Raw genomic sequence first — 16,567 nt, forward strand, 5'->3', positions numbered from 1 at the left:
GATGTGTAGAGGGCTTTCATCTCCAAGTCACCCGCTTGACCACCACAGCCAAGCCAGTTGCGCTTATGCGCAATGCGCCATATGCCTGGCGCACCAATGAAAAAACCCGGGCAAGCCCGGGTTCTTCATTTCGTCTACGCGTGTCAGGCGTTCTGGCGGATTCCCGCAACCAGCCACGGCTGGTTCTCGCCTTGCGCACGTTCCATGCGCCAGCTTTCGCTGAAGGGCTCGCCCTGGTCGAAGCGCGAATTCTTCGATACGCCCACGAAGGTGAGGGTGGCGATGGTCTTGTCGGCCTGATCGTCCACGCCATCAAGCTGGACCTGCAGGTCGTCAACGTAGGTGGCCTGATAGGCGTCGCCGATCTCGGCCCGCTCGCGCTTGAGGAACTCATGCAACTGCGGCGTGACGAACTCGGCGATCTTGTCCATCTCGTTGGCATCCCAGTGCTGCTGGAGCGACAGGAAGTGCTCGCGCGCCGCGGCCACGAAATTCTGCTCGTTGAACCAGGCGGGGGCGTTGATCACCGGTGCAGCCGCTGCGGATGTGGCGCTGCCACCGAAGATCGACGGTTGCGCAGGCATCTCGCGCTGCATCGGCGCATGGCCGGCCACGGCCGGTTGCTGCTGGCGACGACGGGCGGCGAGGAAGCGGAACAGCAGGAAGGCGATACCGCCGAAGATGAGGATGTCCATGAACTGGATGCCTTCGAAGCCATCTCCCATGAACATCGAAGCCAACAGGCCACCTGCGGCGAGACCGGCCAGCGGACCCAGCCAACGCGACGCGCCACTGGCAGCGGCCGGGGTCTTGCCTGCCTGGTTGGGCGCTGCCTGAGTCTGTTGAGGTGCCTGGCGAGTCTGATGGCTGGGCGCCGAGCCGAAGCTCTTGCCGCCGCCGAAACGCTTGGCGTGAACGTCGAGGCTAAGGGTCAGGCCGATACACAGCGCCATGAATAAGCTGAGCACACGTTGCATTTGGTATTCCTGAGTAATGAACATTCGGAGCAGATGGTGCACGGCCCGGTCCGGGCGCGCCAGTTGCAGAGTGTTTCGGGCTTTTGCTCCGTTGCGCTTGCCGACACACCGGCAAGCGCAACGGGTCGTCTGCCTCAACGCCAGTTATACAACTCTTTCTCGGAGATCTCGTGCATCGGCTTGACCTGCGCCTGGAACGCCTTCATCGAGGCCCAGATGCGGCCATTCAGCTCGCTCTGCGCGGCCAGTTCGCCTAGGACGACATCGGACTGCTCGCGCATGGCGTTCAGCACCGCGTCAGGAAAGCGCTTGAGTTGCGTACCTTGTTGCTTGAGCTGCTCGAGTGCCATGGCGTTGTTATAAACGTAATCGTCGATCATGTCGCGGCTGGCGGCGAGCGCGGCTTCGGTTAGGATCGCGCGCAAGTCGTCCGGCAGGCTGTCGAGCGCCTTCTGGTTGACCAGCAGCTCCAGCACCGCCTGTGGCTCCTGCCAGCCGGGGTAGTAATAGTACTTGGCGGCCTTGTGCAGGCCAAAGGCGAGATCGTTGTAAGGGCTGACCCAGTCGGTGGCATCGATCGCGCCCGTCTGCAGCGCGGTAAAGATCTCTCCGCCCGGCATGTTGACGGTGGTCGCGCCGAGTCGACTCAGCACTTCGCCACCCAGGCCGGGCGTGCGGATCTTCAGACCCTTGAGGTCGTCGAGCGAATTGATTTCCTTGTTGAACCAGCCGCCCATCTGCATGCCGGTATTGCCCACCACCATGGGTTTGACGCCGTAGGGCGCGTAGGCTTCGTCCCAGAACTCCTGACCACCGCCGCGGGTCAGCCAGGCATTCATCTCGCTAGTGGAAAGACCGAACGGAACCGAGGTGAAGAACTGCGCGGTGGGCACCTTGCCCTTCCAGTAATACGCGGGGCCGTGGCCAAGCTCGGCGGTGCCGCGCGAGACGGCATCGAAGACTTCCAACGCGGGCACCAGCTCGCCACCGGCGTAAACCTTGATGGTCAGCCGGCCGTCGCTCATGGCGTTGACCCTATCGGCCAGGCGCTGGGCGGCAGTGCCCAGGCCTGGATAATTTTTTGGCCAGGTGGTAACCATTTTCCAGTGATAGCTCTTGGGTGCTTCGCTGGTGGTGGCTTGCGGCTCGGCGGTGGATTCGACTTTCTTCTCGTCGTTGCAGCCTGCGAGGCTGAGGGAGGCAAGCAGGGCAGCGACGGCACCAAACAAGTGACGGCGTTTCATGAAGGCTATTTCCTTTGGCGAATTTTATTAGTATTGGTACAGGTTCACGTAAACGTTATAGCGGTTCCAGTTTGGCATAACTGAGCATCAGCCACTTGCTTCCTTCACTTTCGAAATTCACCTGCACCCGGGCCTGGGCGCCGGAACCTTCGAAGTTGAGGATGGTGCCTTCGCCGAACAGCGAATGGCGGACCCGCTGACCGAGGTTGAACGGGGTATCCGGCACATTGGCGCCGTCGAACAGCGAGCCGCCACCCATGCCGCGTGTGGTGAAGCTGCGACTGACGGTATTACGCAGGCGCACTTCGCTGACCAGTGCCGGGGGTAGTTCGCGAACGAAACGCGAGATCTTGTTGTAGGTCTCGCTGCCGTACAAGCGCCGAGTTTCGGCGTAGGTGATGATCAGCTGCTGCATGGCACGGGTGATGCCGACATAGGCCAGGCGGCGTTCCTCTTCCAGACGGCCGGGTTCTTCCAGGCTCATCTTGTGCGGGAACAGGCCTTCTTCCATGCCGACCAGGAACACCAGCGGAAACTCCAGACCCTTGGCGCTGTGCAGGGTCATCAGCTGCACGCTGTCTTCGTGGTCGCCGGCCTGCTGCTCGCCGGCCTCCAGCGAGGCGTGATCGAGGAAGGCCGCCAGCGGTGTCTGCTCGTCTTCCTGGTCTTCGCTGTAGTTGTCGAAGGCGCGTGCAGCGGAGACCAGTTCCTCGAGGTTTTCCACCCGTGCCTGAGCTTTCTCGCCCTTCTCGTCGCGGTGGTAAGCGAGCAGCCCGGATTGTTCGATGACCAGCTGCGCCATGTTGTGCAGCTGCATGCCCTCGACTTTCAGGGCAAGGGTGTCGATCAGTTCGACGAAACCGTTCAGCGCGCTCGCCGCACGGCCCGAGACTACCTTGGTGCCGACCGCCTGGTGCAGCGCCGCCCACATCGATGTGCTCTCTTGGCGGGCCAGCTGACGCAGGCATTCGACGGTTTTTTCGCCGATGCCGCGGGCCGGCACGTTGATCACCCGCTCCAGTGCCGCGTCGTTGTCACGGGCCTGGATCAGGCGCAGGTAGGCCATGGCGTTCTTGATCTCGGCGCGCTCGAAGAAGCGCTGGCCGCCGTATATCCGATAGGGGATGCGTTCACGCAGCAAGGCTTCTTCGAGCACCCGCGACTGCGCGTTTGAGCGGTAGAGGATGGCGATCTCGCTACGGCTCATGCCCTCGCGGATGGCCTTCTCGATGCTCTCGACCACGTAGCGCGCTTCGTCGTGCTCGTTGAAGGCGGCATACAGGCTGATTGGCTCGCCCTCGCAGCCTTCGGTCCACAGTTCCTTGCCCAGACGGCCCTGGTTGTTGGCGATCAGCGCGTTGGCGGCCTTGAGGATGCAGGCGGTGGAGCGGTAGTTCTGTTCCAGGCGGATGGTTACGGCGTCCTGGAAGTCTTCGCTGAACTGGTGCAGGTTTTCCACTCGTGCGCCGCGCCAGCCATAGATCGACTGGTCATCGTCGCCCACCACCATCAGGCTGTCGCCGCCCTTGGCCAGCAAACGCAACCAGGCGTACTGCACCGCGTTGGTGTCCTGGAACTCGTCCACCAGGATGTGGCGGAAGCGCCGCTGGTAATGATCGAGCAGGCCCGGGTTATCGCGCCACAAATCCAGCGCGCGCAACAGCAGCTCGGAAAAATCGATGACGCCGGCACGCGCGCAGGCCTCTTCATAGGCCTGGTAGATGCTCAGCATCGTCGCCAGAAACAGGTCGCCGCTGGGCTGGATGTGCTTGGGCCGCAGACCTTCGTCCTTCTGTCCGTTGATCCACCACTGGGCCTGGCGTGCCGGCCAGCGCTGCTCGTCGAGACCGAGTTCGCGGATCACACGCTTGACCAGGCGCTGCTGGTCGTCCGAATCGAGGATCTGGAAGTTCTGCGCCAACTTCGCTTCCTGCCAGTGAGCACGCAGCAAGCGGTGCGCAAGGCCGTGAAAGGTGCCGACCCACATGCCTTGCGGGTTGACCTTCATCAACTGCTCGATGCGCTGGCGCATCTCGGCAGCGGCCTTGTTGGTAAAGGTCACCGACAGGATCGAATGCAGCGAGGCGCGCTCGACCTGGTGCAGCCAGGCGATGCGGTGCACCAGCACACGGGTCTTGCCCGAGCCGGCACCGGCAAGGACCAAGTGACGACCCAGCGGTGCGGCCACGGCCTGGCGCTGGGCATCGTTGAGGGAGTTCAGGAGGAGGGAGAGATCGTCATGCATGGGCGCATTCTAGCCATAAACCGGCCCGGCTGGCTCGTGCAACGGACGGACGTCCGTGAAGCCATGCGCAGACAGAGGGCTTGCTGGGAGAGGACAGGCAGCGCCGGGCGCCGGGCCGGGCTCTGGTCATCGACCTGTTGACGGAAGAAGCGTCGCCCTGCTGGCGCCGCCAGCAACATTCGGTTATTCGCGAAAGCCTGGGGCAGCACGGTATCTGGCAAGGCGAGCTGATCGAGACCCGCAAGAATGGTGAGGTCTGCCCGCAGTGGGCACAGATGCCAGTGGTGCATGATCGGCTCGGCAACGTCACCGATGTGGTCGCGTTCTTCTCCGATCTCAGCGTCAGGCGCCAGGTCGAGGAGCGCCTGCGCTACCTCAGCAAGCGAGCCTGAAGCTGCTTTGCTGCACCTGCCTTGCTAGCCGCGAGTTGTGCTTTCACCCAGCTCACGCATCAGCAGCGCATGTTGCAGATCGACGCTTTCCGGTACGGGCAGATAGAGCACATGCCCGTCGCCGGGCGCCACTTCGGCGCGTTCACCCCGCTTGTTTTCCAGCGCCTCCAGGCGGAAATTCAGGTTGCCCTGCGGGGTCATCAACTCCAGGCGGTCGCCGACGGCGAAGCGGTTCTTGACGATCACTTCGGCCAGCCCGTTGCGCCGTTCGCCGGTCAGTTCGCCGACGAACTGCTGGCGCTCCGAGAGCGAGAAGCCACGTTCGTAGTTCTGGTACTCGTCGTGCACATGGCGGCGCAGGAAGCCCTCGGTGTAGCCGCGGTGGGCCAGCGATTCCAGGGTATCCATCAATGACTTGTCGAATGGCCGACCGGCCACCGCATCGTCGATGGCCTTGCGGTAGACCTGGGCGGTGCGCGCCACGTAGTAGTGGGATTTGGTCCGGCCTTCGATCTTCAGTGAATGCACGCCCATCTGCACCAGCCGCTCGACATGCTGGACGGCACGCAAGTCCTTGGAGTTCATGATGTAGGTGCCGTGCTCGTCCTCGAATGCTTCCATCATTTCGCCGGGATGGCCGCTGCCTTCGAGCAGGAAGACCTGATCGGTCGGCGCGCCGGCACCCAGGGTCGGCTGGATGGCGCCTGCCCCAAGCTGCTGCACGGGGATCGGCTGATGATACTGCTGGACGATATTGCCCAGCTCGTCTTCCTTGCCTTCGTGCGCCTTGTATTCCCAGCGGCAGGCGTTGGTGCAGGAACCCTGGTTGGGGTCGCGCCTGTTGATGTAGCCGGAGAGCAGGCAGCGGCCGGAGTAAGCCATGCACAGCGCGCCGTGAACGAAGACCTCCAGCTCCATGCCCGGCACCTTTCCACGGATCTCGCCGATCTCTTCCAGCGACAGCTCGCGCGAGAGGATGGCGCGGGTCAGGCCCTGCTGACGCCAGAACTCGACGCTGGCCCAGTTCACTGCGTTGGCCTGCACCGAGAGGTGAATGGTCATCTTGGGGAAATGCTGGCGAACCAGCATGATCAGACCGGGATCGGACATGATCAGCGCATCCGGGCCCATGGCGAGCACCGGCTCGAGATCCTTGATGAAGGTGCGCAGCTTGGCGTTGTGCGGCGCGATGTTGACCACCACGTAGAACTGCTTGCCCTGGGCATGCGCCTCGTCGATCCCCAGGCGCAGGTTGGCGTGGTCGAATTCGTTGTTGCGCACGCGCAGGCTGTAGCGCGGCTGCCCGGCGTAGACCGCGTCGGCGCCGTAGGCAAAGGCGTAGCGCATGGATTTCAGGGTGCCGGCGGGCGACAGCAATTCGGTGCGAGGGTGGGTCATGGTGCGGCGGCTCTGTATACCAGCAGAAATTGTGCGGATTCTACTGAGTTGGCCGGCGCTTTTCGCCCGGTCAGGTCAAGACGATGGAGAACTCCTGCGGCTGACCCCAGTCACTCATAGACAGGGCTTGAGTCGAGCGTACCGAGTTCCGGTGCAAGCCAACCCGTTATCAGCCGAGTTCCATCATTAGCAGCCGGCTTGTACCTGTGCGTGCAGCTGGGCAGCCGTCGCGCGGTGTCGCGCTTGCAGGCCTGGGCCGGTTTGTTGCTTGGCGCAGGCGGCTTTCAGCTGTTCTGAGCTGTTGCTGGCGTTGGTGTTTTTCGCCACTGGCACCGATGGCGCAAAATCTCCGAGAGACCGTCATCGACGACCGACGACGAGCCACCGACCCTGGCTAGAGCCAAGGCCGGCGGGCAGGTGCAGCCGTAGCTTAGGCTGCGGCGATCACATCGCCATGGTTTTCCGGCTCGATCAGTGCGCGGTGCAAGGCTGCCACCGCCGCACCGTAGTCCTCCTCATTGACCACGCACTGCATCTCCACCTGGCGGATCGACTGATGCACTGCCTGGATGCTGATGCCCGCACCGGCCAGCGCCGCGACGGTCTTGGCCAGGATGCCCTTGACCTTTAGGTCCGAACCGATCGCCGAGACGATGGCGACGTTATGCACGGTGACTTCGGCGGCCGGGTACTTCTCCTCGATCAATCGCGCGGCGCGGTTGATAAGCTTGCGCGAGCCCGAGGCGTAGTAGGTGATGCTGTTGGCATCGGAGTCCTTGTTCACCACATACAGACGCAGCTGCTTGAGCAGCTTGCTGATCTCGATGTCGTAGCCGATGTCGCCGAGCATGTCCTGATCGAATACTTCGATGCCAAAGACATCCTTGCGGCCGGCGATGATCTCGACGCAGGGCCGGTCGCTCTTGTAGTCCTGGCTGATGAGGGTGCCGGCGTGCTCGGGCTCGAAGGCATTCTTGATGCGCAATTCGATGCCGGCGCGACGCAAGGTCTTGGCCGCACGCGGATGGATCGCTTCCATGCCCAGGTTCGACAGCTGGTCGGCGACGTCGTAGTTGGTGCGGCCGATGGTGACGACCGTGTCGGCACCGACCAGGTTCGGGTCGGCGCTGGAAAGGTGGAATTCCTTGTGAATGATCGCCTCGCGCGCGCCGGTAGCAGCGGCAATCTGGGCGAAGGTGATCTCGCTGTAGCCTCGGTCAAAGGTGTTCATCAGGCCTTCGCTGCAGTGCGTATAGCCGGTGGCGACGACCAGCTCGCGGCTGAGGTCTACCTCTTCGAAGCTGTGGCGGACCATCTCTTCGAAAGGCAGCGGCGCGTCGCGGTGCCAGCCGGTCAGATCGACCATCCTGGCATTGACGCCGCGGTGCTTGAGCGCCAGCACCGCGTTGAAGGCACTGTGCGCTTCGCCGAGGGAGGCGAGCATCTCGCGGACCTTCATCAGGTGCTCGTCGAGCTGGAAATGACCATAGGCGCACAGACGCTGCAGGCTGCTCATGCATTCGCGGGCATCGTCGATGCGCGAGTTGATGAACTGGTTGGCCGCGTGTTGCTCGAACTCGCTGGCGAACAGTTCGGCGTTCTTGCCCAGCATGCGGTCACGTACGATTTCCAGCGCGTCGAGCCAGGCGCCCTCGTTGCGGGCATCGGCGAAGCGCTGGTAGACGCCGGGTTCACCGGTCTTCTTGTGTTCCAGCAGCAGGTTGGTCATGCCGCTGTAGGCCGACACCACGAAGACGCGTTGATAGAGCGCGGCGCCTTTGCGCTGGCCGATAAAGATATTATTGAGTACTTCATCAAAGCGGCTCATGGATGTGCCGCCGATTTTTTCTACGGTATGCATCGATTCAACGTCCCGTCTTGGGGGTGAATTTTCATCCCTGGGCCGCCATCTGGCCGCCAACAAAGATCAGGCCCGGTTTGGTTGCGGGCCTGAGTTACCTATTTCAGAGATATCGTTGTGGCTGGATCTGCAGCGGCTCGAAATGCTCGCGCTCGGCGACGAAGGCCGGGCGTGGCTCAAGGCCGCAAAACGGCGCCTGCGCGGCATTATCCACGTGGTTGTAGACATAGAACAGATTGCTGCGCGCGCTGGGCGTGATGTTGCTGTTGGAGCCATGCATGGTGTTGCAGTCGAAGAACACCACACTGCCCGCCGGGCCCGTAGCGGTCTCGATGCCATAACGGTCCGCCAGTTGGGTCAGGCTGTCGTGATCCGGTACGCCGAACTCCTGCTTGCGCAGGGACTTCTGGTAGTGGTTCTCCGGCGTCGCGCCCACGCAGCGGATGTAGTGCTTGTGCGATCCCGGGACCAGCATCAGCGGACCATTGTGCGGTTCGTTGTCGGTGAGCAGGATCGAGCAGCTCAGGGTGCGCATGCGCGGCAGGCCGTCTTCGACGTGCCAGGTCTCGAAATCCGAATGCCAGTAGAACTCCTTGCCGGTGAAGCCGGGTTTGAAGTTCATCCGCGACTGGTGCACATAGATATCCCCACCCAGGATGAAGCGGGCGATCGCGGCGGTGCGCTCGTCGCTGGCGACACGGGCGAACAGCGGATTGTCGGCGTGGATGGCGAACACCGAGCGGATTGCGCCGCTGTCCGGTTCCTGGATGGTCTTGCCGGAGTCGGCCACTGCCGGGTCCTGACGCATGCGCTCGAGTTCTTCGCGGAATACCGCGACTTCCTCGGCGCTGAATAGATTGGGAATGACCAGATAACCGTCACGCTCGAAGCGTTCGATCAGGTCCGGTGCGATCGGGGCGTTGGCCAGATCACTGCGGTAGACAACCGGATCCAGACGCTTCTGCCAGCTGGGTTCATCGTGCTGGCGCGAAGGGTAGAGGTCGGCTTGCACGGGGTTCACGTTAGGTTCTCCTTAGGGCTGGACGATTGCCGCGAATGCCAAGGTGCGATCCTGCGTGTCAGTTGGCGCCGAGCATGAATGACGGGTTGCTGCGCCCATTCGACGATTTTGGACGCCCGCCACATCGATGCCGGCGCTAACACCGCTCGGCGCGTTTTCATCCGAGCTTCGTAGGATGGGTGCAACCCATCAAATAGCTGTTACGAGCTGCACACGCGTTACGCGCCTTAGACGGTTTCAGCCTCCAGCGGGTAGACGCCGCTTTCGTCATGCACTTCTTTGCCGTTGAGCGGCGGGTTGAAGACGCAGGCCATCTTCATGTCCTCGCTGCCGCCGCGCAGCAGATGCTCGTCGTGCTTGTCGAGGACGTACAGGGTGCCGGGCTCGATCTTGTAGATCTTGCCGTCGGCGAGGGTCTCGACTTCACCATTGCCACTGATGCAGTACACCGACTCCAGATGGTTCTGGTAGTGGATATGCGTCTCGGTGTTGGCATAGATGGTGGTGATATGGAACGAGAAGCCCATGTTGTCGTCCTTGAGCAACAGGCGGGTGCTGTCCCAGGTCTCGGTGGTGATTTTGCGGTTGGACTGCTCGCAGTCAGCCAGAGTACGTACGATCATATTTTCAATTCCTCAAGAAGCGGCCTTGTTGGTGTCCTGTTCGGACATCACGGCGGCGAATGCCTTGTCCAGAATGCTCATGGCCTTGTCGATCTGCTCTTCGCTGATGATCAGCGGGCAAAGGCACTTGACCACTTCGCTGTGGGCGCCGCTGGTTTCGATGACCAGTCCGTTTTCGAAGGCGTGGCGGCAGATGGCGGCGGCAGTGTCGCCATCCGGGCAGCTGATGCCGATCATCATGCCGCGGCCCTTGACGAACAAGGAATCGGGACCATAACGGCGCACGATCTTGTGCATACCGTCGGCGATGCGCTTGCCCTTGGCCTGGACGCTCTTGGCGAACTGGTCATTGCTCCAGAAGTGCTCGATGGCCGCAGCGGCGGTGACGAAGGCGTGGTTGTTACCACGGAAGGTGCCGTTGTGCTCGCCCGGCTTCCACTGGTCCAGCTCCTTGCGCAGCAGCACCATGGCGAATGGCAGGCCGTAGCCCGACAGCGACTTGGACAGGGTGATCATGTCCGGCTTGATGCCCATCTCCTCGAAGCTGAAAAAGGTGCCGGTACGGCCACAGCCGGCCTGGATGTCGTCGATGATCAGCAGCATCTCGTGCTTGCGGCAGAGCTTTTCCAGCTTGCGGACCCACTCGGCCGATGCCGCGTTGAGACCGCCTTCGCCCTGAACCACTTCAACGATCACTGCAGCCGGCTTGTCGATGCCGCTGGACGGGTCGGTCAGCAGCTTGTCCATCATCCCGATGGTGTTGACCTTGTCGCCGAAGTAGTTGGCGTAGGGCATGCGGCTGACATCGGTCAGCGGTACTCCGGCGGCGCCGCGGTGATGCTTGTTGCCGGTCGCGGCGAGCGCGCCGATGCTGCAGCCATGGAAGCCGTTGGTGAAGCTGATGATGTTGTTGCGGCCAGTCACCTTGCGCGCCAGCTTCAGCGCGGCCTCGACCGCGTTGGTGCCGGTCGGGCCGGTAAACTGCATGACATAGTCCATGTTGCGCGGCTTGAGGATCAGCCGGTCGAACGTCGACAGGAAGGTCTCCTTCGCTTCGGAATACATGTCCAGGCCATGGGTGATGCCGTCGGCGCTGATGTAGTCGAGCAGCGCTTGCTTCAGCACGGGGTGGTTATGGCCATAGTTAAGCGTGCCGGCGCCGGCTAGGAAGTCGATGTAGTGCTTGCCTTCACGGGTGATCAGTTCAGCGCCGCGGGCTTGCTTGAATACCACCGGGAAGGAGCGGCAGTAACTGCGAACACCGGATTCGTGCAGTTCAAACGTTTGCATGGAATTTCCTCGAATTCTTTCTCTGGTTCTTTCTCTGGAGTCGGTGGCGACGAACGGACCCGCGCGATAGAGCTCTTCGTCCTCGTGCTGGCCGGCGAAGTGCTTGGCCCGGGAGAACAGCGTGCGGGTGCTGTACTCGGTCTCCAGCTGAGCGAAGGCTTTCTTGAAAAGCGCCTGCGAAGCGCCGTTGTCTGGCGAAATGGTCGTTTCCAGGTGACGGACGCCCTGTTCTCTGGCGACCCGAGTAACCAGGGCCATCAGCATGCGCAGAGCCAGACCCTGGCCGCGCATCGAAGCATCAACCGCGACCTGCCAGACGAACAGCGTGTCGGGGCGAGCGGGTGGGCGATATCCGGAAATGAAACCTACCAGTTGGCCGTGTGCATCTTCGGCCGCGATGGAGGTATCAGCGAAGTCGGAACACTGCAGAAGGTTGCAGTACACCGAATTGATATCCAGAGGCTGGCAGCGAGCTACCAGATCATGGAGGGCGGAACCGTCGCTGTCGGTTGGGCGACGGAGCGTTACGGTAGGAATACTCAAAACAAATCCTTTGGGGTTGTTGATTGAATCCTTTATCAGGATAAACACATTGAAAATTTAATCTCAACCCGAGCGGACGATCATCACCCTGGATTCACCGCCGATATCGTAGAAGTTGGCCGTATATCGGCCGGCTTGGACTTTCTGTCGAACTCGCGAAATGCCCGCTGCATTCGGCTACATATCGAGGCGGATGTCTTCCGTGAGTTGGGCTGACGAATCAGCGGGTGTTTCGGCTGCCGCGTGGTGCTCCAGGTGCCCTGCTGGAGCGTGCCGCAGAGTTGTTCCAAAGCCAGCAAAATCAAGCGCTGTGGCGAAGTTGGGCGCCGCCATCGGTGCCCCCGGCTGGCACTGCTGCAAACTGTTGTTGAAGTAACGGAAGTTGGCTGGCCGGATGCGCCGGATTCAGCTGGCAAACTACCGTGAGGGGGCGTAGATATCGGCGACTGATATCTGGACCCTTATTCCGGAAGATTGGCGACTTCGTCGCATTCGATGAAATTTTCATGGCGAGTTGGTTGCTGCGATTCTGGCGAGTTGCTCTGAATAGTTGTATGGCGGCTGCTGCGTTAGTTGTGTCGAAATGCAGCAAGCCGCTCTGTCCCGCATGCTGGAAGCGTTCTGGGCTTGATCGGCAGTGCGCTCCGGCCGGACCTCAGCGCCACCACTGGCGGCCCTGGTGCTCGATCAACTGATGCGCCTGCTCGGGACCATCGGTGCCGGCCGGGTAGGGCCGCGGTTTGCGGTAGTGGCTGTGCCAACCGCGCAGGATCGGATCGACCCAGTTCCAGGCGGCTTCCACCTCGTCGCGGCGCATGAACAATGTCGAGTCGCCTTCGATCACGTCCAGCAACAGCCGCTCGTAGGCCTCCCAGCGGCGTGTGCTGCTGAACGCATGGGCCAGATTCAGATCGAGCTCGACGGGCTCCAGTTGCATCCCTTTACCGGGTGCCTTGGCCATGAGCTGCAGGCTGATGCTCTCCTCCGGCTGCAGACGGATCACCAGGCGGTTCACTTCGCCTTTGGTGAACAACCTGTGCGGCACCTCCTTGAAGGTGATGATGATTTCCGAGCGCTTCTTCGCCATGCGCTTGCCGGTGCGCAGATAGAAGGGCACGCCGGCCCAGCGCCAATTGTCGATTTCGGCCTTTACCGCGACGAAGGTTTCGGTGTCGCTGTCGTTGTCGACATCGTTCTCGAAGTAATAGGCTCGCACGTCCTGACCACCGATGCGGCCGGCGCCGTACTGACCGCGCACGGTCTGGTCCTGAACGTCGTTGCCAGTGATGGGCTTGAGGGCTTCGAGGACCTTCACCTTTTCGCCACGTATGGATTTGGCGTCGAAACGCACCGGCGCTTCCATTGCGACCAGGCAGAGCAGCTGCAGCAGATGGTTCTGCAGCATGTCGCGCATGGCGCCGGCGTGATCGTAATAGCTGCCGCGCTCTTCGACGCCGAGGGTTTCGGCCACCGTGATCTGCACATGATCGATATGGCCGCTGCGCCAGATTGGCTCGAACAGAGCATTGGCAAAACGCAGCGCCATGAGGTTCTGAACGGTTTCCTTGCCGAGGTAATGGTCGATCCGGTAGATGCGCGGCTCAGGGAACACCGCTCCGATCGCTTCGTTGATCGCCAGTGCAGAATCCAGTGAGTGACCGATGGGCTTTTCCAGCACGATGCGCGCGTTCTCGCCGGCAAGCCCCGCGCTTTCCAGGTTGCAAGCAATGGGTTCGAACAGGCTCGGCGCGGTCGCCAGATAATGCACCAGCACGTGGCCCTCGGACTGACCAAGGTGGTGCGCCAAGCCAACGAATTCGCCCCTCTGTTTGGCATCCATGGCGAAGTAATCGAGCCGCCGACTGAACGCTTTCCAGATGTCGGCCTCGAAATCGGTGCGCGCGATTTCGGCACGGCAATGACGCTCGGCCAGGGTCAGGTAAGCGTCGCGGTCGATATCCTGACGGGCGATCGCGAGGATGCGTACATCGTCGTGCAGCCGCTTTTCACGGTGCAGGTGATAGAGCGCAGGGATGAGTTTGTGTAGCGCCAGATCGCCGGTACCGCCAAATACCAGCATGTCGCAGGAAATGGACACAGCATCACTCCTAGAAGGTGGGCAGACTCGATAGGTGGGCGATGCGGCGAGTCTTGTAGTATAACTACAAGCCCACTACACCCAGCCGGCAAGACGCATGCGAGCGCAGCCACAGCGTTCGACCACGCTTGCCCGGTATTGATCATAGCGAGTCCGCCACGTGAACCTGCTGCAACACATCGCCCAATCGAGAAGTACGTTACGCAAGTCGGAGCTGAAGGTGGCCGACCATGTGCTCCTCGATCCAGCCGCCGTGATGCACAGCTCCATGGCCGATCTGGCGCATGTGGTGGGTGTCAGCGAGCCGACCATCGTGCGCTTCTGTCGCGCAATCGGGTGCTTGGGGTTCCAGGATCTGAAGCTGAAACTGGCACAAAGTCTCGCCGCTGGCGCCAGCTTCGGCCAGTTCGCCATCAGTGAGAACGATTCGGTTACCGACTTCGCGCTGAAGATCTTCGATACCACCTTGCATACGCTGATGGAAGTGCGCGAAAAGCTCGACTCCGATGCGCTGGAGCGTGCGGTCGCGGCCATGGCCAAGGCGGAGCGGGTGGAGTTCTACGGCTTCGGTGCGTCCGGCGCGGTGGCCACCGATGCCCAACACAAGTTCTTCCGCCTGCTGCTCAGCGCCGCGGCCTATTCCGACCCGCACATGCAGGCGATGTCGGCGGTGACGCTGAAACCCACCGATGTGGCGATCTGCATTTCCCAGTCAGGCCGCTCCAAGGACTTGCTGATCACGGCGAATGTGGTCCGCGAATCCGGCGCCACGCTGATCACCCTCTGTCCGAGCCAGACCCCGCTGGCCGAACTGGCGACTATCAACCTGGCCATCGACGTGCAGGAAGACACCGAGATCTATACGCCGCTGACCTCGCGTATCGCCCACCTGGTGGTCATCGACGTACTGGCCATGGGGGTCGCCATGGCGCGTGGTCCGAGCCTGGTCAATCACCTCAAGAGCGTCAAGCGCAGCTTGCGCAGCCTGCGTCTGTCGCCGAAATCGGTGAAGCCGCACGAAGATTGACGAGCGCTTGAGCGGCGTTCATCGCTCCGTCATCTGCTTGTCCTCATAGCGTCACCCGGGGCTTCGATGCTGGGCTCTCCCGACACCTGTTCCGGAGACCGCGCATGTCCCAGCACCGTGAAGCCCACGTCAACCTCGATGCCCGTGCCCGCCGCAAGCAGCTGGACGAGCGCCGCATGCACTTCCGCCGTGCCATCGAAAGCTACGACGAGCAGCGCCAGCTGCATGCGCAACTGATGGAGTTTCCCGACCTGCTGATGGTCAGCCCGCTGCTTGAGGCTTTGCCTGCGAGCCGTCAAAGCGCGTAGCCAGGGCGATGATCTGCGCGCGTTCTTCGCGGATAAAGGTGCAGAACGCCTGAGCCACCGGGCTCAGCCGCTTGGCTCGGGGATGCACCACGCACCAGCTGCGGTACAGCGGTAGCTCCTCGACTGGCAGCTCCCGCAGCAGGCCGTGAGCCAGCTCCAAGTGGACTGCATGGCGTGGCATCAGCGCTACGCCGAGCCCTGCTACGACGCTTTCACGCAGGGCGTCCAGTGATGCCACCTGGATCGTCTGAGCGAAATGTGCACGCTTCTGGCGCAGATAGTCTTCGCCTGCCTTGCGCGTGCCCGAACCCGGCTCCCGGACCAGTAGTGGGTAGGCGGTCAGGTCCTGCAAGGTCAGGGTTGACGCCTGGCTCAGTGGATGATCAGTCGGTGCGACCGCCACGATGGGGTTGTTCAGGAATGGCATGAACTCCAGATCCATGTCAGTTGGCACCTGCGACATGATCAGCAGATCGTCGCGGCTGATCGACAGGCGCTTAACCGCCTGCGCGTGATTGACCACCACGAGTTCCAGACTGACCTCTGGATGCTTGCGTTTGAAGGCCGCAAACAGGTGCGGCGTGATGTATTTGGCGCTCGACTCGACCGCCAGATTCAGCTGACCCTGTAGCGAGCCCTGCATGTCGGACAGCTGCATATCCAGGCTGTCCAGGCGTCCAAAGATGTCGGTGCTGGCGCGCTGGAGCGCTTCGGCGGCGGCGGTCAGGTAGAGTTTTCTGCCCAGATACTCGAACAGCGGCTGGCCGATCAGATCCTCCAATTGGCGAATCTGCAAGCTCACTGCTGGCTGGGTCAGCGCCATTTCTTCTGCCGCTCGACTATAGGAGCGGCTTTCACATACCGCCCGGAACACCTGCAACTGACGCAAGGTTATCCGCATCATGCTTTTTCGCATCGATTTCGCCACTCCTGTTGAGACCCACCGCTTCGGCTCTGTGATTGCTAGGCCGCTAAGGCCCACCCCACCCCGCACAGCCCTGGCTGAATCAGAGCGTGGCGATCAGCAACTGCAAGGCCAGGCGCTGGATTTCGACGTTGCCGGTACACAGCGACACCGCCCAAGACCCGCCGACGAGGATGATCAGGTCGATCACGAACGCCGCCGCCAGCGCCCAGGCCACGCCGTCGAAGGTTACGAAGCGCGCATGGCGATACGTGCCCGTGCCGAGCGCCTGGCCCACGCGCACGTTCAGCGCCATGCCGAGCGACAGCGGCAGCATGAACAGCCCTGAGCTGGAATTCAGCGCCACCGTGGCGCGGCGATCACGATCTCGTCGTAGCCGGCCAAAAACAGCGCGATCATCGTGAACAGCGACACCTTCGGCGAAGATCGCCACGCCCACCGGCATGCCCACGCGCAGCAGCTCGCCGATCAGCGCCAGCATCAGCCATGAGAAAGCCGCGCCGAAGCGGGGGCGAGTTACTTGCAAAGCTGGTGTATGGCGTCATTGATCTCAGGCGGCCTTCCTGCTGATGGTTCGCGCGTCGCCACCGTCGACGAATCTTACTCCCTTGATGA

At 61.9% G+C, this 16,567-nt stretch carries 14 protein-coding genes and 1 pseudogene; 3 read left to right on the plus strand and 12 right to left on the minus strand.

Annotated features, from left to right (window positions below; genetic code table 11):
* Positions 1–143: 143 nt before the first annotated feature.
* The 3 genes from NA637_RS13005 to uvrD all read right to left on the minus strand — a co-directional run bounded on the left by NA637_RS13005 (position 144) and on the right by uvrD (position 4,466).
* On the minus strand, positions 144–977 hold the full coding sequence (locus tag NA637_RS13005; RefSeq protein ID WP_256072680.1) for a Tim44 domain-containing protein: 834 nt from the start codon (positions 975–977) through the stop codon (positions 144–146).
* A 134-nt stretch (positions 978–1,111) separates the two neighbouring features.
* A complete protein-coding gene (locus NA637_RS13010; protein WP_256072681.1) occupies positions 1,112–2,221 on the minus strand; it encodes a TRAP transporter substrate-binding protein in 1,110 nt (369 codons plus the stop codon).
* Between the two features lie 55 nt (positions 2,222–2,276).
* On the minus strand, positions 2,277–4,466 hold the full coding sequence (gene uvrD / locus NA637_RS13015) for a DNA helicase II (protein ID WP_256072682.1): 2,190 nt from the start codon (positions 4,464–4,466) through the stop codon (positions 2,277–2,279).
* A gap of 80 nt (positions 4,467–4,546) precedes the next feature.
* On the opposite strand from uvrD, the gene NA637_RS13020 reads away from it, so the two are divergent.
* Entirely contained in the window at positions 4,547–4,858 is a 312-nt protein-coding gene (locus NA637_RS13020; RefSeq protein ID WP_256072683.1) for a hypothetical protein, read from the plus strand.
* A gap of 24 nt (positions 4,859–4,882) precedes the next feature.
* Here NA637_RS13020 and yegQ read toward each other — a convergent pair whose 3' ends face one another.
* The 7 genes and pseudogenes from yegQ to zwf form a co-directional block, all read right to left on the minus strand.
* Complete coding sequence (gene yegQ / locus NA637_RS13025; protein WP_256072684.1) at positions 4,883–6,256, minus strand: tRNA 5-hydroxyuridine modification protein YegQ; 1,374 nt, start codon at positions 6,254–6,256, stop codon at positions 4,883–4,885.
* Positions 6,257–6,686: 430 nt separating this feature from the next.
* Positions 6,687–8,117, minus strand: a complete 1,431-nt coding sequence (locus NA637_RS13030; RefSeq protein WP_256072685.1) for an aspartate kinase — start codon at positions 8,115–8,117, stop codon at positions 6,687–6,689.
* Between the two features lie 103 nt (positions 8,118–8,220).
* On the minus strand, positions 8,221–9,129 hold the full coding sequence (gene thpD / locus NA637_RS13035) for an ectoine hydroxylase (RefSeq protein WP_256072714.1): 909 nt from the start codon (positions 9,127–9,129) through the stop codon (positions 8,221–8,223).
* A 236-nt stretch (positions 9,130–9,365) separates the two neighbouring features.
* The gene (locus tag NA637_RS13040; protein ID WP_256072687.1) at positions 9,366–9,761 is read right to left on the minus strand and encodes an ectoine synthase; all 396 of its coding nucleotides are present in this window, start codon (positions 9,759–9,761) and stop codon (positions 9,366–9,368) included.
* Positions 9,762–9,773: 12 nt separating this feature from the next.
* Entirely contained in the window at positions 9,774–11,051 is a 1,278-nt protein-coding gene (gene ectB / locus NA637_RS13045; protein ID WP_256072716.1) for a diaminobutyrate--2-oxoglutarate transaminase, read from the minus strand.
* 63 nt (positions 11,052–11,114) lie between these two features.
* A pseudogene (gene ectA, locus NA637_RS13050) lies at positions 11,115–11,642 on the minus strand (diaminobutyrate acetyltransferase); the annotation flags it as partial.
* A 607-nt stretch (positions 11,643–12,249) separates the two neighbouring features.
* Complete coding sequence (gene zwf, locus NA637_RS13055; protein WP_336605502.1) at positions 12,250–13,692, minus strand: glucose-6-phosphate dehydrogenase; 1,443 nt, start codon at positions 13,690–13,692, stop codon at positions 12,250–12,252.
* A gap of 160 nt (positions 13,693–13,852) precedes the next feature.
* On the opposite strand from zwf, the gene hexR reads away from it, so the two are divergent.
* Together hexR and NA637_RS13065 are read left to right on the plus strand one after the other, a co-directional pair.
* Complete coding sequence (gene hexR / locus NA637_RS13060) at positions 13,853–14,719, plus strand: transcriptional regulator HexR (RefSeq protein ID WP_256072688.1); 867 nt, start codon at positions 13,853–13,855, stop codon at positions 14,717–14,719.
* Positions 14,720–14,823: 104 nt separating this feature from the next.
* Positions 14,824–15,027: a PA3496 family putative envelope integrity protein gene (locus NA637_RS13065; RefSeq protein WP_256072689.1), complete on the plus strand. Its 204-nt coding sequence runs from the start codon at positions 14,824–14,826 to the stop codon at positions 15,025–15,027.
* On the opposite strand, the gene NA637_RS13070 is transcribed toward NA637_RS13065, so the two are convergent.
* On the minus strand, positions 14,981–15,943 hold the full coding sequence (locus NA637_RS13070) for a LysR family transcriptional regulator (RefSeq protein WP_272889020.1): 963 nt from the start codon (positions 15,941–15,943) through the stop codon (positions 14,981–14,983). The genes NA637_RS13065 and NA637_RS13070 overlap by 47 nt on opposite strands.
* Before the next feature lie 91 nt (positions 15,944–16,034).
* Positions 16,035–16,433, minus strand: coding sequence for an MATE family efflux transporter (locus NA637_RS13075; protein WP_256072690.1), 399 nt, complete (start codon positions 16,431–16,433; stop codon positions 16,035–16,037).
* Positions 16,434–16,567 lie beyond the last annotated feature (134 nt).

The organism is Stutzerimonas stutzeri (assembly GCF_024448935.1).
GTDB classification, from domain to species: Bacteria; Pseudomonadota; Gammaproteobacteria; order Pseudomonadales; family Pseudomonadaceae; genus Stutzerimonas; species Stutzerimonas stutzeri_AO.